This is a genomic window from Microbacterium proteolyticum, from assembly GCF_014192415.1.
GTDB lineage: Bacteria > Actinomycetota > Actinomycetes > Actinomycetales > Microbacteriaceae > Microbacterium > Microbacterium proteolyticum.
Map to the genome: position 1 here is coordinate 122227 of NZ_JACHXY010000003.1, position 15932 is coordinate 138158.

The window sequence follows — 15932 nt, forward strand, 5'->3', positions numbered from 1 at the left end:
GCGCGCCCGCGTTACCGGTTCGGGGCGGATTCCGCCGGTCGGGGCGAGAAATTCCCGCCCCAACCGGCCGCACTCGCCCCAAACCCGGTGCCGACCCCGCCCCGCCCCAATCGGGGCGCGGAATGTGCACCGGGGCGGACGCCGGCCGCCCCACCGCACGAATCCCGCCCCGCGCGCCATGGCATCCGCTCCGGTCGCTGCGCCCGCGCGCCCGCGTTACCGGTTCGGGGCGGATTCCGCCGGTCGGGGCGAGAAATTCCCGCCCCAACCGGCCGCACTCGCCCCAAACCCGGTGCCGACCTTGCCCCGCCCCAATCGGGGCGCGGAATGTGCACCGGGGCGGACGCCGGCCGCCCCACCGCACGAAACCCGCCCCGAACGCCAGACCCCGACCACACCGGCCGAGCCACCCCGCGCCCGGCCGAGCCACCCCACCCGCGGCGGAGCCACCGCAGCCAAGGCACCCCACCCCCGGCCGAGCCACCCCGGCGGAGCTGCGCCTCACCGCACGACGAGACGCGGCTCCACCAGCACGTGCGCCGTGCCCGCGGCCGCCGCCCGCGGCGCGACGACCGTGCCGTCGCCCATCAGCAGGTCGAGGGCTCCGGATGCCACCCGCTCGGGCAACTGCTCGACGCTCGAGAGTCCGAGGGCCTCGGCGGCGGGGGTGTTGTCGAACCCGACGACGGTGATGTCGGGGCGCCCGGCGAGCGAGGTCGCGAGGTGCGCGCCGATGGCGAGGGAGTCGCTCGCGCAGACGATGCCGGTGACGCCCGGGTCGGCGACGAGGCCGGCCGCCACGACGTCGCGCGCCGCCGACACGTTCTCTTCGACGACCCAACGCGGTCCCGCGCTCGCCGTCTCGCGCCAGCCGCGCTCGCGCTCGTCCCCCGTGCCCGACCCCGAGGGCCAGCCGAGGAAAGCCACGTGTCCGCGGCCGTGCGCGAGCGCGTGCGCGGTCGCGGCCCGCGTCCCCGCCGCACCGTCGACGTCGACCCACAGGTGCGCCGGCGCTTCGACGTCGTCTTCGCCCCACGGCCGACCGAACGACACGAACGGCAGGTTCCGCGCCGTCAGCCACCCGGTGCGGGGGTCGCCGTGGAAGGTGCCGGTGACGACGACGGCATCCACTTCTCCCCCTTCCAGCAGGTCGCCGAGGCGGGAGATCTCCTCCTCGGGTGTGCGGGCGGCGTACAGCAGCACGCGCATGTCGCGCTCGCCGGCGCGTTCGGTGAGGGCGTGCACGAACCGGTCGAGCACGACGCCCGAGATGCCGCCGGCGTACGGATCGAGGTGGATGCCGATGGTGGAGCTGCGGCGCATCCGGAGTCGACGCGCCGCGGCGTGCGGGCGATAGCCGAGCTCGGCGATCGCGGCCTCCACCCGCTGCCGTGTGGCCTCGCGGACGATGTCGGGGGTGTTCACCACGTTCGACACGGTCTGCCGAGAGACACCGGCGATACGGGCGACGTCGTCGACGGTGGGCGCCTTCGCCATGTCGTCCCCTCCCGTCTCGATGCGCGCGAGCCGGTGACGAGCACCGGGTCGACGGGCCGGCCCGACGGGGTCCGGCGCGCGCGTCCAGATCGTCAGCCTAGGCCGGGCGACAACCTCTTGACATCCGGCGCAACGTGTTCGTACCGTGGTGGAACCGTTATTTGAACGTTCAAACTGACGGCCCTCCGACCACATGCGGAGGGGTCGCATGCCTCATCGAAGGAGAGAGACACATGACACGGCACACGCCCGTACCCCGCACACGCACGGCGCTCGCCGCCGGCGCGCTGCTGGCCACCGGAGCCCTCACGCTCACCGCCTGCGGCTCGGGCTTCAGCGACACCCCCGGCGACGGCGAGGCCTCCGGCAGCGGCAGCCTCAGCATCCTCATCGGCTCCTCGGGCGACGCCGAGACGCAGGCCGTCACCGACGCCGTCGCCGCCTGGAGCGAGCAGTCGGGCGTCGCGGCCGAGGTGCAGACCGCCAACGACCTGCCCCAGCAGCTCTCGCAGGGCTTCGCCGCCGGCTCCCCGCCCGACGTGTTCTACCTCGCGCCCGAGGCCCTCGCGGGCTACGCGGCGAACGGATCGATCGCCGCGTACGGCGACGACCTCGCGAACAAGGACGACTTCTACCCCTCCCTCGTCGACAACTTCACCGTCGACGGGTCCTTTTACTGCGCCCCCAAGGACTTCTCGACCCTGGCGCTGATCATCAACGCCGACCTCTGGACGGCCGCCGGACTCACGGATGCCGACCTCCCCACGACGTGGGACCAGCTGGCATCCGTCGCCCAGCGTCTGACGGCCGACGGGCGCGTCGGACTCGCGTTCGGCGCCGAGTACCAGCGCGTCGGCGCCTTCATGGCCCAGGCGGGCGGCGGTCTCGTGACCGACGGGCAGGCCACGGCCGACAGCCCCGAGAACGTCGAGGCGCTGAACTACGTCAAGACCCACCTGAACGACGGCTCGTTCGCCTTCGCGTCCGATGTGGGCGCGGGATGGGGTGGAGAAGCGCTCGGCACGCAGAAGGCCGCGATGGTCATCGAAGGCAACTGGATCACCGGCGCGATGTCGGCCGACTACCCCGACGTGAACTACACCGTCGCCGAACTCCCGGCCGGCCCCGGTGGCAAGGGCACACTGCAGTTCACCAACTGCTGGGGCCTCGCAGCCGACGGCGGCAACCAGGAGCAGGCACGCTCGCTCGTGGAGTACCTCACGAGCACCGACCAGCAGCTGGCGTTCTCGGAGGCCTTCGGTCCGATGCCCTCGATCCAGTCCGCGGCCGACGCGTGGACCAGCGCCAACCCCGACCTGGGCGCCTTCCTCGCCGGGGCCGAGTACGCGCAGTTCCCGCCGAACATGGCCGGCGCCGCCGACGTCATCACCGACTTCAACGCACAGCTCGAGTCGCTGAAGACCGGCGACCCGCAGGCGCTGCTGCAGACGGCGCAGTCCAACCTCGAGGCGATCGTCGGCTAATCGTGAGCGCTCTCACCACCGCGCCGCGTCGCGCCGGGTCCCCCCCCTCGGGGATCCGGCGCGGCGAGGCCGCCGCCGGCTGGCTCTTCACCGCACCCGTCCTCGTCATCCTGGGTGTGTTCCTGCTCGTCCCCGTGCTCATGGCGCTGTGGGTGAGCTTCTCCGATTGGACCGGTCGCGGCAGCCCCTTCGCGTCGAACGTGAACTTCGTCGGCGTCGAAAACTACGCCGCCGTCACGACCGGCGGCGGACTCGCCGAACGCGACTTCGGCACGGCGCTCCGCAACAACGGGTGGTACGTGCTGCTGGTGGTGCCGCTGCAGACGGCGCTCTCGCTCTTCCTCGCGCTGCTGGTCAACCGCGCGGTCCTGCGTGGCCGCGGGTTCTTCCGCACCGCCTTCTACTTCCCATCCGTCACCAGTTCCGTGGCGATCACCGTGCTGTGGCTGTTCCTCTTCTCGGCATCCGGTGCCGTCAACGAGGTGCTGTCGTGGCTGGGCATCAACGGACCCAACTGGTTCAGCGATCCCTCGGGGGTCGTCCACAACCTCCTGGGCGCGGTCGGCATCACCAGCGGGCCGGCGTTGCTCACCGGCAACACCCTGCTGGGCGTCTCGTGGTGGGACTGGCTGGCAGGTCCCTCGGTCGCCATGTCGGCGTTCATCCTCATGGCCGTGTTCACCACGTCGGGAACGTTCATGCTGCTGTTCATCGCGGGCCTGCAGAACATCGGCGGCGACGTGCAGGAGGCCGCCATGATGGACGGCGCCACCGGCTGGCAGCGCTTCTGGCGGGTCACCCTGCCGCAGCTCAAGCCCGTGCTGTTCACGGTGCTGACCCTGGGCCTCATCGGCACGTGGCAGGTGTTCGACCAGATCTACACCGGTACGCAGGGCGGGCCCGGCAAGACCACACTGACCCCGGCGTACCTCAGCTACTCCTCGGCGTTCCTGTCGCAGCAGTGGGGTCAGGGTGCGGCGATCGCGTTCGTGCTCTTCCTCATCATCGTCGTGCTGACGATCCTGCAGCGCTTCGTGCTGCGCGATCGACCGGTCTCGCGCCGGCGCATCCGCGAGTACGAAGTGCGCGGCACGGCAGCGACCCCCACCGGCCCCGAACGCCCTGGCACGGGCTCGATGGGAGGTTCGCGATGACCGCCACGGCATCCCCCCAGACCACCGTTCTGGCCGAGCAGCGTCTCGACGGGCCCGGCCGCCGCCGAGCGAAGCACCGCATGTCGCGCAAGGCGCTCGGATGGCAGATCGGCCTGTACGCCCTGCTGATCGTGCTCGCGCTGATCTACATCTATCCGTTCCTCGTGCAGGTGGCGACCTCCTTCAAGACGGATGCCGCAGCCGCGGCCGATCCCATCTCCCTCCTGCCGCAGACCTTCACGTGGGCGGCCTACGAGCGGCTCTTCGTCAACTCCGACTTCCCGGTGTGGTTCGCCAACTCCGCGGTGGTGACGGTGTTCGTGACGGCGGGCCGGGTGTTCTTCAACTCCCTGGCCGGATACGCCCTCGCGCGCCTGCAGTTCCGGGGGCGCGGTCTGGTGTTCGCGGGCCTCATCGCGGTGATGGCCGTGCCGACGGTCGTGCTGTTGATCCCGAAGTTCCTCGTCATCAACCAGCTCGGCATCTACGACTCCTACGCGGGCATGATCCTGCCGCTCCTCGTCGATGCCGCGGGCGTGTTCATCATGAAGAACTTCTTCGAGTCGATCCCGCCGTCCGTCGAGGAGCAGGCGCGTATCGACGGCGCCGGCACCTTCCGCATCTTCTGGTCGGTCGTCCTGCCGATGGCGCGCCCCGCCCTCATCACGATCGTGATCCTGTCGTTCCAGGGATCGTGGAACGAGCTGAGCCACTTCGTCGTCTCCACGCAGTCCCCCGAGCTCACCACCCTGACCAAGGGCGTCGCGGCGCTTGCGAGCGGACAGCTCAGTCAGGGCAGCCAATTCCCCCTCAAACTCGCGGCCGCAGCCATCATGACGATTCCGGTCGCCGTGGTGTTCTTCATCTTTCAACGCCGCATCATGAACGCCAGTGAAGGAGCCGTCAAAGAATGACCACCGCCCCCACCGCCTCTCCGGCGGCCGTGACGGATGCCGTGACCGCCCCGCTCCAACCCCTCTTGAACGACGCGGTCATCGTGCTGCGCGCCCCCACGCAGGTGTGGTCCGACGCCACGGGCGACATGGGCACGGCCTCCGTCCACGGCGTGTACCACGGTGACGTCCGACACGTGCGTACCCTCGCACTCGTCTGCGACGGCTCGCCCGTCGAGTGGATCTCAACCGCACCCGACGGCGCGTCGCGTCTCGTGCTCGGGGGCCTGCTGCGCGGACTCGACGACACCACGCCCGACCCGAAGGTGCGGGTGCTGCGCGACCGGCGCGTCGCCGACGGGGTGGTCAGCGAGACCTGGACGCTGCACTCGCGCGTCGACCGGCCGATCTCGACGACCCTGCGGCTGGCGTTGTCGCCCGAGTTCGCGCAGCTGCACGAGGTGAAGTCCGGCCACTCACATCCCCGGGAGATCACGACCGACGTCGACGGCGACCGCGCGATCGTGGATGCCGGGGCTCAGGGCCTCGAACTCGTCGCTCCCGGCGCCCGGGTGGCATTCGGAGCCGACGGGCTCGAGGCGAGCTGGAGCGTCGAGGTCCCCGCCACCGGCTGCGTCGAGGTCGCCTGGACGCTGACGTTGCGTGACGACACCCTCGTCGTCGGATCGGCCGCGGCGGCTCCGCGGTGGGATGCCGCCGCCCTCGCCGCCCAGGCACCCGATCCGCGCCTCGCGCGCTGGCTGCGCACCGCCCTCGACGATCTCGACGCGCTCCGCCTCGTGCTGCCCGAGCACCCCGACGACGAGTTCTTCGCCGCCGGCGCGCCCTGGTTCTTCACGCTGTTCGGGCGCGACTCGATCTGGGCCGCGCGCCTGGCCCTTCCGCTGGACCGCGAGATCGCGGCATCCACTCTCCGCGTGCTCGCGCGGCTGCAGGGTGTCGACGACGACGCGCAGACCGCGCAGGAGCCGGGCAAGATCCTGCATGAGCTGCGGGCCTCAGCGCTCGAGATCCCCGGCGAGGGCATCGTGCTGCCGCCGAAGTACTACGGCAGCGTCGACTCGACACCGCTGTGGATCTGCCTGCTCGCCGACGCCTGGCGCGCGGGAATGCCCGAGGCCGAGGTGCGCGAGCTCCTGCCCACGCTGCGCGCCGCGCTCGGCTGGATCCGCGACAGCGGCGACAGCGACGGCGACGGCTTCCTCGACTACATCGACCGCCTGGGCACCGGGCTGTCGAACCAGGGGTGGAAGGATTCCGGCGACTCGATCCAGTGGCGCGACGGCCGCCTCGCCGAGGGCCCGATCGCCCTCTGCGAGGTGCAGGCGTACGCCTACGAGGCCGCCCTCGCCGGTGCCGAGCTGCTCGAGGAGTTCGGCACGGTCACGGATGCCGCCGACATCGTCTTCTGGCGCGCCTGGGCCGACGACCTCCGCACGCGCTTCGCCGAGACCTACTGGGTCGAGACGCCGGAGGGCCGCTACCCCGCGGTGGCGCTCGACAACGCCAAGCGTCCCGTCGACACGCTCACGAGCAACATCGGGCACCTGCTCGGCACCGGTCTGCTCACCGGCGACGAGGAGGCGCACGTCGCGTCGCTGCTGCTCGGTGAGAGCATGTCGAGCGGATACGGCATCCGCACGATGTCGACCGGGGCGGCGGGGTATTGGCCGCTGTCGTACCACGGCGGGAGCGTCTGGGTGCACGACACCGCGATCGCGGTGCACGGCATGCTGCGCGCGGGCCTGGGCGAGCAGGCGCGCAGGGTCGTCGCCGGACTCCTGGATGCCGCCGAGGGCTTCGCCTACCGCGTGCCCGAGCTGCACGCCGGCGATCCGCGCACCCACTCGTCGGTGCCGACGCCCTACCCCGCCGCCTGCCGGCCCCAGGCCTGGTCGGCCGCCGCCGCGGTGGTCTGCCTGACCGCGCTCACGCCCTGAGCCGCCGCGCCCTTCCCCGATTCACGCGTGCGGGACGGTCCCCGCCGTTGGGGGCCGTTCCCGCCGTTCAGGCACTCGGGGCCGTTCGGGGCGTTCACGGCGTTCGGGGCGGATCTTGCCGTTCGGGGCGCGATTCTCCCGCCCCAACGCGCAGATCCCGCCCCGAACCCTGTACGCCGGCGTCCGGTGGCAGCGCCCGCTCACGCCACGCGCACGACCGCGCCGCTGGTCAGGCGCACCAGCTCGTCGAAGGTCAGCGGAAAGACCGTGTGCGGCGTGCCCCCCGCGGCCCAGATCTCGTCGAACGCCGCGAGGTCCTCGTCGACGATCGTCGTCAGAGGCGCCGGGTGCCCGGTCGGCGCCACTCCCCCGATGGGCTGTCCGGTCGCGGCCAGCACCTGATCCGGCGTGGCCCGTCGGATGCCGCCGCGCCCGAGCCGCTCGGCCAGAGCCGCCGTGTCCACGCGGTGCGCGCCGCTGGTCATCACCAGCAGCGGCTCGTCGTCGCTCCAGAACACGAGGCTGTTCGCGATGGCCCCGACCTCGATGCCGAGGGCCGCCGCCGCGAGCGCGGCCGTCGACGCGGCATCCGGAAGCACGACGATCCCGCCGTCGATACCGGCCTCCCGGAGGGAGGCGGCGACGAGACGACTACGGGCGGGCAGGGCGTCGGTCATGCCCGCCAGCCTAGAACGACGCCGCGCCGACCCGCCTTTATCTCCGCGATGCGCCCAACCTCCGCCCGAGACCCGCCACCGCGACCGACCCCGCGTGCATCGCTGGGGTGGCGCGACCCCGCCCCGGACACGCGCCACCGATCGCGGGGTCCGCGCGACCCCGACCCGACCGGCCACCCCCCACGGCTCATCGAGACCATGCCGCGCGCCCCTCGCGTCCGTCGACGACGCGCGTCACAATGGGGGTGGATGCCACGACGCTGCGGCATCCGAGAAGTGCCGCTCACAAGGCGGCCGACGACAAGGAACGCGATGACCAACGCCCTGCCCCTGCCCGATTTCACGCACGAGCGCGTGGAGGTGATCACGGGGCGGCGCAGCGGTCTGCTCGTCGCCGTGGCGCTTCACTCCTCCGTGCTCGGCTCCGCCCTCGGCGGCGCCCGCCTGTGGACCTACCCGTCGTGGACCGATGCCCTCGGCGATGCCCTGCGCCTGTCGGCGGCGATGACGCTGAAGAACGCCGCCGCCGGACTCGACGCGGGTGGAGGCAAGAGCGTCATCGGCCTGCCCGAGGGCACCGTCCTCGACGCCGACCGTCGCCGCGCGGCGTTCCTCGACCTCGGCGATGCCGTCGAGAGCCTCGGCGGGCTGTACCGCACCGCCGAAGACGTGGGCTCGACGACCGACGACATGCTGGTCGTGAGCGAGCGCACCGCGCACGTGGTCGGACTCCCCGACTCAGTGGGTGGCTCCGGCGAACCCGCGGGCCCCACCAGCCTCGGCGTCTACGCCTCGCTCGTCGCGACGCTCGAGCGCGCCGTCGGCACCGGCGACGTCGCCGGGCGCCGCATCACCGTCGCCGGTCTCGGCCAGGTCGGCGGTCGTCTCGCCGAACGTCTGGCATCCGAGCACGCCGTCCTGACCGTCACCGACGTCAACCCGGCGAAGCGGGCAGTGGCCGACGAGCTCGGCGCCGCGTGGGTCGAGCCGAGCGAGGCGCACCTCATCCCCGCCGATGTGTTCGTCCCCGCCGGCATCGGTGGCGTGCTCACCGATGAGATCATCGACGCCCTCGACGCGCGGGCGGTCTGCGGGCCGGCCAACAACCCGCTGGCCGAGCGGAGCGGCGCCGAACGTCTGGCGCAGCGCGGCATCCTGTACGCCCCCGACTTCGTCGTCAACGCCGGCGGCGTGATCTACCTCGACCTGGTCGCCAAACAGCGCGGGACGATGGATCAGATCATGGGCCGTGTCGCCGGAATCGGCGACACGATCCGCCGCGTCTTCGACGAAGCGGCCGCGCGGGGCGTCACCCCGCTCGCCGCGGCCGAGGGCTTGGCCGCCGAGCGGCTCTCCGCCGGTGCGCGGAGCACCGCCCTCGTCTGACCCGCTCCGTCGCGAACGCCGGAAGACCCGAGCTCGCCGTCGGGTCTGACCCCGCCGCGCGATGCAGACAGAACCGGATGCCACGAGCTCGTGGCATCCGGTTCTGTCGTCGGGTGATCAGTGAGCGGCGTCGTAGGCGTCGAGGACCGAGGAAGAGATGCGTCCGCGCGTGTTGATCGCGTGACCGTTCTTCACGGCCCAGGAGCGCACGTCGGCGAGGTCTCTCGTGGGGATCGCTCGACCGCGGGGAGTTCGTCGTGGCGAGGAGTGCGGAGAATTCGCCGCGCGGCTCGCGGAAATGTACGGCCGGAGCGCATCGCGCATCTTCTCGGCATTGTGTACCGACAGATCGATCTCGTACGCACGTCCCTCGAAGGAGAACTGCACGGTCGTACCGTCGTCGATCACCGAACCGTCGAGATCATCGATCACCTGTGTGATGTGCTTTTTCGCCATGCGCCGACCCTAAACCGCCGATGTCCGCCGTTTCGGCGAATGCAATACGAATTCACCCGCATGTTCGCCCCAATTGCGACCAATGGCCGCATCTTTCACGATGTGGAAGACGAGATGCCGCGACTCTCGACGGTGACGATTCGATGGTCGTCATCGTGGGTGAGCTCGGTCGAGAGGAATCTCCCGTCGTGGGGAAGCCGCAGGCGGAAATCGGCGAATGCCGACATACGCAGTCCGCCCTCACGCACACGGGCGTCCAGGACATGGCCCCCGACCGACCGATCGTCGCTGAGGAAATGCAGGTGGAGACCCGCCACCGTGATGCCCTGATAGATGCGGGGCATCCAGAAGCCCACGAGCGTACCCGCGCATTCACGCGTCGTGGTCTCGATCTGTTCCGCGGCGACCTCGGCGAGAGGACGCAACGGCGGCTCCTGTCGGCGCGTGACGCGCGTGAGAACGTGCGCGAGGACGCCGTCGACCCGCACCGCGTGGAAGAGGTTCCTGCTCAGCAGCCGATCCTCCACCGCCGACTCCAGGCCCGGCAGATCGAGGTCGACGACGGCGGACGCGGTGGCCTCCCCCAGAGAGCAGACGTCGACGAACGGCAACGACTCGTCGTCCGTCATCACCCGCGGGGGCCCGTCGGAGGTGCACTCGTAGAGCTCGCCGTCGAGGATGACGACCTCTCCGCCGAGCCCCTCGCAGCACCCCACGCCGGTGTCGCCCGACGCGCGCACGGCATTGACCGACGCACCCTGCGAATACACGCCCGCCAGCAGGGCGTCCAGGACGGCGAACTGCGTCACCGCACCGGGTGCCAGGAGCGCAGTCACGTCTACGCTCCGCCGCCTCGCCGCTCGATCAGGACGTCGCTTCGGTGTAGGCGTCGAGGATCGTCGCGGGCACGCGACCGCGGTCGCTCACGGTGTGCCCGTTGGCGCGCGCCCATTCGCGCACGGCGCCCAGGTCCACGTCGTTCGACCGGCGTGCCGGACGCCCGCGACGCGCCGCGGTGTTGCCGCGCGAGACCGAGCGGGCGGCATCGACGAAGGGGGCGATGGCCGAATAGAACTTGTCGGCATTGCGGTCGGAAAGGTCGATCTCATACGCTCGACCCTCCACCGAGAAAGTGATCTGCTTTCCCTGGCCGTCTTCGAGGACGGTACCGTCGAGGTCATCGACGAGGTGCGTGATGTGCTTCATAGCCATAATGCGTAAAGAATACACCCGCGAGAATTGATTTACATGACACCTCAATTCCGTGTCATGATGCGCTTCGCCCGTCCGAGGACGGATAGTCAGCGAGCGCGGATGGGACTATCCTCCCTGGGTGGTGTCCGCTCCCTGGGCATCGCCTGAGACAGAGGAAGCACAGCGTGAGCCTTTTCCGCACCAAGTCGGTGGAGCAGTCCATCGCAGACACCGACGAACCGGAGTTTCGACTCAAGAAGTCCTTGACCGCGGTCGACCTGACCGTCTTCGGCGTCGGCGTCGTCATCGGCGCCGGTATCTTCACGTTGACCGGCCGCGCCGCCCACGACGTCGCCGGACCCGCCGTCGTGATCAGCTTCATCATCGCGGCCATCGCGTGCGGTCTCGCCGCCATGTGTTACGCCGAATTCGCCTCGACCGTGCCCGTTTCCGGCTCGGCCTACACCTTCTCCTATGCCTCGCTCGGCGAGCTGTTCGCGTGGATCATCGGATGGGATCTCATCCTCGAGATGTTCCTCGGCGCCAGCGTCGTCGCGCAGGGGTGGAGCGCCTACCTCGGTACCTTCCTGCAACAGATCGGCATCGTGCTGCCGGAGGCGATCTCGTACGGCGGCGTGGTCGATCTGCCCGCGATCCTGCTGGTGCTCGTGCTCGGCGGTCTGATGACCCTCGGCATCAAGGAATCGCTGCGCGTCAACCTCGTGCTCGTGGCGGTGAAGCTGTTCATCGTCCTGTTCGTCATCATCGCCGGCATCCTGTTCATCAACCCCGCCAACTACTCGCCGTTCGTGCCCGAATCGGTCCCCACCGAGTCGGCATCCGGTCTCACCCAGCCGCTGCTGCAGTTCCTGTCGGGCCTCGAACCCGCCACGTTCGGCGTCGGCGGCATCCTCGCGGGAGCGGCGCTGGTGTTCTTCGCCTACATCGGCTTCGACGTCGTCGCCACCACCGCGGAGGAGACGAAGAACCCGCAGCGCGACCTGCCGATCGGCATCATCGCCTCGCTCGTCATCTGCACGATCCTCTACTGCGCCGTCGCGATCGTCGTCACCGGCATGGTGCCGTACGGCGAGCTGAACCCCTCGGCGGCGCTCGCGAACGCCTTCGCCTTCCACGGTCAGACCTGGATGGCCACGGTCATCGCCGCCGGCGCCGTCGCCGGTCTGACGACGGTGGTCCTCACCCTCATGATCGGCGCGACCCGCATCATCTTCGCGATGTCGCGCGACCGGCTCCTGCCGGGGACCCTCGCCAAGGTGCACCCGCGGCTTCGCACCCCGTGGGTCATCTCGATCCTCGTCACCGCGATCGTCGCGGTCGTCGCCGGCTTCACCCCCATCGGCGTGCTCGAGGAGATGGTCAACATCGGCACCCTCTCGGCGTTCGTGCTCGTCTCGGTGGGCGTGCTCGTGCTGCGACGCAAGCGCCCCGACCTCAAGCGCGGCTTCCGCGTGCCGTGGAGCCCGGTGCTGCCGATCCTCTCGGCCCTGATCTGCACGTATCTGATGCTCAACCTCTCGGTCGAGACGTGGCTGCGCTTCCTGATCTGGCTGGCCCTCGGCTTCGCCATCTACTTCGCCTACTCGCGCCGCCATTCGCGGGTCGGCACGGGTGACTTCATCGCCCCGACGGTGGTCGCTCCCCCGAAGAAGTAACCTGCGCACCGGATGCCACGACCTCGCCGCCCCGCGCGGCCGGGCCGTGGCATCCGTCGTTCCCGGATGCCACGGCGACCCGCTTCACCCGGCCGGGCGATGCGGGGAGCGTCATCCGACCCCCCTAGGGTGGAAATCGTTCGATGACGACGATTTCCGTTCCGGGGGGGTTTCATGGGGATCGCACGCACGTGGGTCTTTCCGATTCTGCGTATTCTTCTGGTCGCCCTCGTGGCGGCCGCACTCATCAAGCTCGCGTTCTTTCCCGACCGCCCTGTCGACGCCTCGCCGGCCGTGCCCACGGGCGCGATCGTCGAGCCGCGCACGGTCGCGACGCTGGGCACCATCACGAACGACGTCGTGCTGACGGCCTCCGTCTCGGCCGACGCCGCCGTTCCGATGAAGTCGACGGCCGCGGGCACGGTGAACAAGATCTTCGTGGCCCAGGGCGCCACGGTCGCGCAGGGCGACGTGGTCTTCGACGTGAAGGTGCCGATCGAGCGGGACCCCGCCGACAGCGTGGATGCCGAGGGCAAGCCCAAGCCGGCGATCTTCCGCTACGTGGAGGTTTCCGCACCCGCCGCGGGCACGCTCAGCTCCCTCTCGGTGATCGCGGACCAGGACGTCACGATCGGCGCGACCACCGGCACCGTGGCACCGCCCACCTTCTCGGTGACGGGCACGCTCGAACCGTCCCAGCAGTACCGTCTGCTCGATCGCCCCACCGAGGCGACGGTGACGATCACCGGGGGGCCCGCGGCCTTCACGTGCGGCGACCTGCGCATCACCACACCGCTCGCCGGCAGCACCGGTGGCGACACCGCCGGCACCGGTGCCGTCGACGGGGGCGGGGGCGGCACGGCCGCGGGCGCCGCCGGCTCGGGCACGACCGCCACCTGCGTGGTACCGGGCGAGGTCACCGTCTTCGCCGGCCTCGCCGCGGAGATGACGATCGCCGGCGGACGAGCGGAGAACGTGCTGGTCGTGCCGACGACCGCCGTGCGCGGGGCCGCGCAGAGCGGCACCGTGTGGGTGACGACAGCCGACGGATCCACCGAGGAGCGTGCCGTCGCCCTCGGTCTCACCGACGGCACGCAGGTGCAGGTCACCGAGGGCCTCGCCGAGGGCGAGGAGATCCTGGAGTTCGCCCCGGGTGCCATGTCGGTGCCCGACGACGGATGCACCGTCTACCCCGACGGCGGGATGTACTGCGAACAGGCTCCCGCGCCGTGAGCCTGCTCACCCTGAGCGAGGTCACCCGCACGGTGATCCCGCCGGACCAACCTGCGCTGACGATCCTCTCGGGGGTCGATCTGACGATCGAGCCCGGCGACCACGTGTCGATCGTGGGCCGCTCCGGCTCGGGCAAATCGACGCTGCTCAACATGCTCGGCTTGCTCGATCTGCCCACCAGCGGCGAGATCACCTTCGACGATCGACCGGTGAAGGCGTACTCCGCGGCGAAGCGCGACCGTCTGCGCGGTGCCGCCATCGGCTTCGTCTTCCAGCAGTTCAACCTGCTGCCGGGACGCACGGCGCTCGAGAACGTCACGATGCCGCTGCTGTACTCGACGGGGCGCACGTTCTGGCACCGCAAGAGGATCGCCGCCGAGATGCTCGAGCTCGTGGGTCTCGAACACCGCCTGAGCAGCATGCCCGACCGTCTGTCCGGCGGCGAGCAGCAGCGCGTCGCGATCGCGCGCTCCCTGGTGCGAGGACCGCGCCTGATCCTCGCCGACGAACCCACGGGCGCGCTCGACCTCGACACCGGACAGAGTGTGATGGAGCTCATCGACGAGGTCGCCGTCCGCACGGGGGCAGCGCAAGTGACGATCACGCACGACCCCACGATCGCCCGGCGTGCGCGCCGCCACTTTCGACTCGACCGCGGCGTGCTGACACCCGTCGACGACCCGAGCCTCGAACCGCTCACGCGCCGCGACCGGCGTGAGATGGCCCCGGATGCCGAGCCGGCCGCGGCCACCGACTCTCGCGACGCGGACTCCGACTCCACCCTCGAGCGCCTTGGTCTGCGCGAGCCGTCGACCTCGCCCCACGGCGCGGCTCCCGTGAGCACCGAGCGGACGGACCCCTGATGCGCGCCCTGACCGCCCTCGTCGGCGCCCTGCTCGAGGCGTGGCAGGAGGTGCGGGTGCACCGCACCCGCGTGCTCCTCTCGCTCGTCGGCGTCGCCGTCGCCGTCTGCTCGCTCACCACCGTCGTCGCCCTGGGCGCGATCGTGCAGCAGTCGAACCAGGAGCTCAGCGAGCGCAGCTCGGGCCGCCCCGCCACGCTGTTCGTCTCGGCCTTTCCGAGCGGGGGCGAACCGCTGGATTCCGAGCGAATGGATGCCGCGTGGGCCGAGGTCGTGGAGCGCTACGACGTGACCTACGCCAGCCGCCTGCAGAACACGACGAACCTCGTGCCGTTCGCCGACGGAAACGTGGAGGTGGGCACCCAGGCGGTGGACCAACCGTACGGCGAGATGCATCGCGTGCAGATGAGCGAGGGTGAGTGGTTCACCGCCCTCGACGCGCAGCAGCTCGCGCCGCAGGTCATCGTCAACGAGATCTTCTGGGACCGGATGGGCCGACCGCCGCTGGAGAGCCACCCGGTCGTCGCACTGGGTGGACAGGGCGTGCCGAACTCGGCATCCGGAATCCCGTCCGGCGGCGTGCGCGCTGTCGTGGTCGGTGTCACCCCGTCGTCGACGTGGGATACCGCCCCGTCGATGTTCATGCTCGTCGATCACGTGACCGCGATGCAGGACGCGGCCGCCGGCGAGCGCGGAGCGAGCGCGGCGGCCCCGGTCGATCCGTACGGGGGCGGCGCCCCCCAGACGCAGTACGAGATGTGGGTGCCGCCGGAGCTGTCCGACCAGCTGGCCACGCTCGTCGAGCGCGACCTCGCCGGGGCCCTCGGCGACGGCGTCGAAGTCAGTATCAACCGACAGGACTGGGCGACCTCTGGTGAGGACCCGTTCGCCGTCACCCGCACCGTCGTCACCGGCATCGCGGTACTCGTGCTGCTGCTCGGCGCCCTGGGGCTGGTGAACATCGCCCTCGTCACGGTGAAGCAGCGCGTGCGCGAGATCGGGATCCGCCGGAGCTTCGGTGCGACGGCGAGCCGGGTGTTCTTCGCGGTGATGATGGAGAGCGTCGTCGCCACGGTCGTGGCGGGCGGGGTGGGCGTGATCATCTCGATCCTGGTCGTGCAGTCCCCCGCGGTGCGCGATCTCATCGGCCAGGGCATGGTCAGCGACTTCCCACCCTTCCCCGCGGATGCCGCCATCACCGGCCTCGTCGCCGCGACCGCCGTCGGCGCCCTCGCAGGCCTTCTCCCTGCACTCGTCGCGGTGCGGGTCAAGGTGATCGACGCGATCCGCTATTGAGCACGGCCGATTCCCGCGCGGGTCTGGGAATGACCCGCACCACCCACATAGGTTGAAAACCGTGACCGACGCCCCCCGCGAGACACCTCCGCCGCCCGTGCTCCCCGAGACCGTCGCCCCGCCGACGTCACTCCCCGATGCGGTGGTTCCCACCGCGGGCACC

The 15932-nt window shown here is 70.6% G+C and carries 14 protein-coding genes; 9 read left to right on the plus strand and 5 right to left on the minus strand.

Annotation, left to right across the window (positions count from 1 at the left end; genetic code table 11):
* Nucleotides 1-501 precede the first annotated feature (501 nt).
* On the minus strand, nt 502-1497 hold the full coding sequence (locus FHS07_RS12710) for a LacI family DNA-binding transcriptional regulator (protein WP_183420294.1): 996 nt from the start codon (nt 1495-1497) through the stop codon (nt 502-504).
* 233 nt (nt 1498-1730) lie between these two features.
* On the opposite strand from FHS07_RS12710, the gene FHS07_RS12715 reads away from it, so the two are divergent.
* The 4 genes from FHS07_RS12715 to FHS07_RS12730 all read left to right on the plus strand — a co-directional run bounded on the left by FHS07_RS12715 (nt 1731) and on the right by FHS07_RS12730 (nt 6989).
* The gene (locus FHS07_RS12715; protein ID WP_183420295.1) at nt 1731-2981 is read left to right on the plus strand and encodes a sugar ABC transporter substrate-binding protein; all 1251 of its coding nucleotides are present in this window, start codon (nt 1731-1733) and stop codon (nt 2979-2981) included.
* Nucleotides 2982-2983: 2 nt separating this feature from the next.
* Nucleotides 2984-4135 (plus strand): ABC transporter permease subunit, encoded by a 1152-nt coding sequence (locus FHS07_RS12720; protein WP_183420296.1) that lies wholly within the window; start codon nt 2984-2986, stop codon nt 4133-4135.
* Between the two features lie 80 nt (nt 4136-4215).
* Nucleotides 4216-5049 carry a carbohydrate ABC transporter permease gene (locus FHS07_RS12725; protein WP_425488163.1) on the plus strand — a complete coding sequence of 278 codons (834 nt, stop codon included), beginning with the start codon at nt 4216-4218 and terminating at the stop codon, nt 5047-5049.
* On the plus strand, nt 5046-6989 hold the full coding sequence (locus tag FHS07_RS12730) for a glycogen debranching N-terminal domain-containing protein (protein ID WP_183420298.1): 1944 nt from the start codon (nt 5046-5048) through the stop codon (nt 6987-6989). The genes FHS07_RS12725 and FHS07_RS12730 overlap by 4 nt, the downstream gene beginning before the upstream one ends.
* A 200-nt stretch (nt 6990-7189) precedes the next feature.
* On the opposite strand, the gene FHS07_RS12735 is transcribed toward FHS07_RS12730, so the two are convergent.
* On the minus strand, nt 7190-7666 hold the full coding sequence (locus FHS07_RS12735; protein ID WP_183420299.1) for a YbaK/EbsC family protein: 477 nt from the start codon (nt 7664-7666) through the stop codon (nt 7190-7192).
* Nucleotides 7667-7978: 312 nt separating this feature from the next.
* Between FHS07_RS12735 and FHS07_RS12740 the strand changes: the two genes are divergently transcribed.
* Nucleotides 7979-9052, plus strand: coding sequence for a Glu/Leu/Phe/Val dehydrogenase family protein (locus FHS07_RS12740; protein ID WP_183420300.1), 1074 nt, complete (start codon nt 7979-7981; stop codon nt 9050-9052).
* A 117-nt stretch (nt 9053-9169) separates the two neighbouring features.
* Here the strand turns inward: FHS07_RS12740 and FHS07_RS12745 are convergent, their stop codons facing one another.
* The 3 genes from FHS07_RS12745 to FHS07_RS12755 all read right to left on the minus strand — a co-directional run bounded on the left by FHS07_RS12745 (nt 9170) and on the right by FHS07_RS12755 (nt 10720).
* Complete coding sequence (locus tag FHS07_RS12745; protein WP_183420301.1) at nt 9170-9508, minus strand: histone-like nucleoid-structuring protein Lsr2; 339 nt, start codon at nt 9506-9508, stop codon at nt 9170-9172.
* Nucleotides 9509-9603: 95 nt separating this feature from the next.
* Nucleotides 9604-10344, minus strand: a complete 741-nt coding sequence (locus FHS07_RS12750) for an acetolactate decarboxylase (RefSeq protein ID WP_183420302.1) — start codon at nt 10342-10344, stop codon at nt 9604-9606.
* A gap of 28 nt (nt 10345-10372) precedes the next feature.
* On the minus strand, nt 10373-10720 hold the full coding sequence (locus tag FHS07_RS12755; protein WP_183420303.1) for a histone-like nucleoid-structuring protein Lsr2: 348 nt from the start codon (nt 10718-10720) through the stop codon (nt 10373-10375).
* A gap of 167 nt (nt 10721-10887) precedes the next feature.
* Here FHS07_RS12755 and FHS07_RS12760 point away from each other — a divergent pair, with 167 nt between their 5' ends.
* From FHS07_RS12760 to FHS07_RS12775, 4 genes are all read left to right on the plus strand, one after another.
* Nucleotides 10888-12378, plus strand: a complete 1491-nt coding sequence (locus FHS07_RS12760) for an amino acid permease (RefSeq protein ID WP_183420304.1) — start codon at nt 10888-10890, stop codon at nt 12376-12378.
* Between the two features lie 174 nt (nt 12379-12552).
* Nucleotides 12553-13611: a permuted SH3 domain-containing protein gene (locus FHS07_RS12765; RefSeq protein ID WP_183420305.1), complete on the plus strand. Its 1059-nt coding sequence runs from the start codon at nt 12553-12555 to the stop codon at nt 13609-13611.
* Nucleotides 13608-14474, plus strand: a complete 867-nt coding sequence (locus FHS07_RS12770; RefSeq protein ID WP_183420306.1) for an ATP-binding cassette domain-containing protein — start codon at nt 13608-13610, stop codon at nt 14472-14474. The genes FHS07_RS12765 and FHS07_RS12770 overlap by 4 nt, the downstream gene beginning before the upstream one ends.
* Complete coding sequence (locus FHS07_RS12775) at nt 14474-15769, plus strand: ABC transporter permease (RefSeq protein WP_183420307.1); 1296 nt, start codon at nt 14474-14476, stop codon at nt 15767-15769. The genes FHS07_RS12770 and FHS07_RS12775 overlap by 1 nt, the downstream gene beginning before the upstream one ends.
* Nucleotides 15770-15932 lie beyond the last annotated feature (163 nt).